Source organism: Collimonas sp. GW821-FHT07E08, from assembly GCF_059418905.1.
In genome coordinates this window covers 27,636-30,203 of the sequence record NZ_JBWKQR010000026.1, presented here as the reverse complement: position 1 = coordinate 30,203, position 2,568 = coordinate 27,636, and the positions used below count along the sequence as shown (strand labels likewise).

Sequence of the window (2,568 nt, the reverse complement as noted above, 5' to 3'; positions counted from 1 at the left end):
CTTCGACATCGACCGGCATCACATCGTTGTCGACCGGTCTCAGCAGCACGAACAGCAACGTGGCTTCATTGTCGACTTCGACCTCGACCGGTTTGAGCACAACGAATAGCAGCGTTGCGTCGCTGTCGACCTCGACATCGACGAGCGTCACATCGCTGTCGACCGGCCTGAGCACCGCCAACAGCAACGTGACTTCGTTATCGACTTCAACCTCGACTGGCCTGAGCACGACCAATAGCAGTGTGGCCTCGCTGTCGACTTCGACATCGACCGGCATTACATCGCTGTCAACCGGCCTGAGCACCACCAACAGCAACGTGGCTTCGTTGTCGACTTCGACCTCGACAGGTTTGAGCACAACGAACAGCAGCGTTGCGTCGCTGTCGACCTCAACATCGACCGGCGTCACATCGCTGTCGACCGGCCTGAGCACCGCCAACAGCAACGTGGCGTCGCTGTCGACCTCGACATCGACGGGCATCACATCGTTATCGACCGGCATCAGCACAATACAGACCAATACAAATACCCTGGGCAACAGTACAGCCTCTGCGCTCGGTGGCGGGGCGTCTTACGATCCGGCGACCGGCGCGATCAGTGCGCCGTCTTACACCATGTACAACGCCAATGGCACTACCAGCACGGTGAATAATGTTGGCGCTGCGATCGATAGCATCAACAGCCAAGGCATCAAATACTTCCATGCCAATTCCACCGGCGTCGATTCGATAGCCAGCGGCACCGACGCTGTCGCCATTGGCACCGGCGCCGTCGCCGGTGACAACAATGCCGTGGCTTTGGGTGCAAATTCCGTCACCTCGGCGCCGAATCCAACCGCGAGCGCCGTGATTGGCGGACAGACCTACAATTTTGCCGGAGCCAACCCTGCCAGCGTGGTAAGCGTCGGTGCGCCAGGATCGGAGCGTCAAGTTACCAATGTGGCTGCAGGCCAGATCAGCGCTACCAGCACCGACGCCATCAACGGCTCGCAGCTTTACGCAACCAATACTGCGCTGACTTCGCTGTCTTCGTCGGTTGGTTCGGTCACTTCGCAGCTTGGTTCGCTGTCGACCGGCCTGAGCACCACCAACAGCAATGTCAATTCGTTGTCCACCTCGACTTCAACCGGCTTGAGCACGGCCGGCAGCAGTGTGGCATCGCTTTCTACCTCGACGTCGACTGGCCTTAGCACGACCAACAGCAATGTGGATTCGCTTTCCACCTCGACGTCGACTGGCCTCAGCACAACCGGCAGTAGCGTGGCGTCGCTGTCAACGTCGACTTCCACAGGCCTGAGCACGACCAACAGCAACGTGACGTCGTTGTCGACTTCAACTTCGACTGGCTTGAGTACAACCAACAGCAGCGTGGCGTCGCTGTCAACGTCCACTTCGACCGGCTTGAGCACGACCAACAGCAATGTGGATTCGCTGTCGACCTCGACCTCGACTGGTCTCAGCACTACCAACAGCAGTGTAGCGTCGCTGTCAACGTCGACTTCGACGGGCTTGAGCACGACGAACAGTAATGTCGATTCCTTGTCGACCTCGACGTCAACCGGCCTGAGCACCACCAACAGCAGTGTGGCATCACTGTCAACATCGACCTCAACAGGTTTGAGTACGACGAACAGCAATGTGGGTTCACTGTCTACCTCGACCTCGACCGGTCTCAGTACTGCCAACAGCAGCGTAGCGTCGCTGTCAACCTCGACATCGACGGGCTTGAGCACGACGAACAGTAATGTCGATTCGCTGTCGACTTCGGCGTCAACCGGCCTGAGCACGACCAATAGCAATGTGGCGTCGCTGTCAACGTCCACTTCGACCGGCTTAAGCACGACCAACAGTAATGTCGATTCGCTGTCGACTTCGACGTCAACCGGCCTGAGCACAGCCAACAGCAGTGTGACATCACTGTCAACGTCGACTTCGACCGGTTTGAGCACGACGAACAGCAATGTCGATTCCTTGTCGACTTCGACATCAACCGGTCTGAGCACCACCAACAGCAGTGTGGCGTCGCTGTCAACATCGACCTCAACGGGATTGAGTACGACGAACAGCAATGTCGATTCCTTGTCGACCTCGACTTCGACCGGCTTGAGCACCACCAACAGCAATGTGGCATCGCTGTCAACATCGACTTCGACGGGATTGAGCACGATAAGCAGCAATGTCGATTCACTATCGACCGGCCTGAGCACGGTCAACAGCAGTGTGGCATCGCTGTCGACCTCGACTTCGACTGGATTGAGTACGACCAACAGCAACGTGACGTCGTTGTCGACTTCAACTTCGACTGGCTTGAGTACAACCAACAGCAGCGTGGCGTCGCTGTCAACGTCTACGTCTACCGGCTTGAGCACGACCAACAGCAATGTGGATTCGCTGTCGACTTCGACGTCAACGGGTCTCAGCACAACCAACAGCAGCGTGGCGTCGCTGTCAACGTCGACTTCGACCGGCTTGAGCACGACCAACAGCAACGTGGATTCGCTGTCGACTTCGACGTCAACGGGTCTCAGCACAACCAACAGCAGCGTGGCGTCGCTGTCAACGTCGACTT

Annotated in this window: 1 pseudogene; it reads left to right on the top strand. The window is 57.6% G+C overall.

Going from position 1 to position 2,568, the window contains the following annotated elements:
* A pseudogene (locus AC07RZ_RS23140) lies at positions 1–2,568 on the top strand (ESPR-type extended signal peptide-containing protein); the annotation flags it as partial.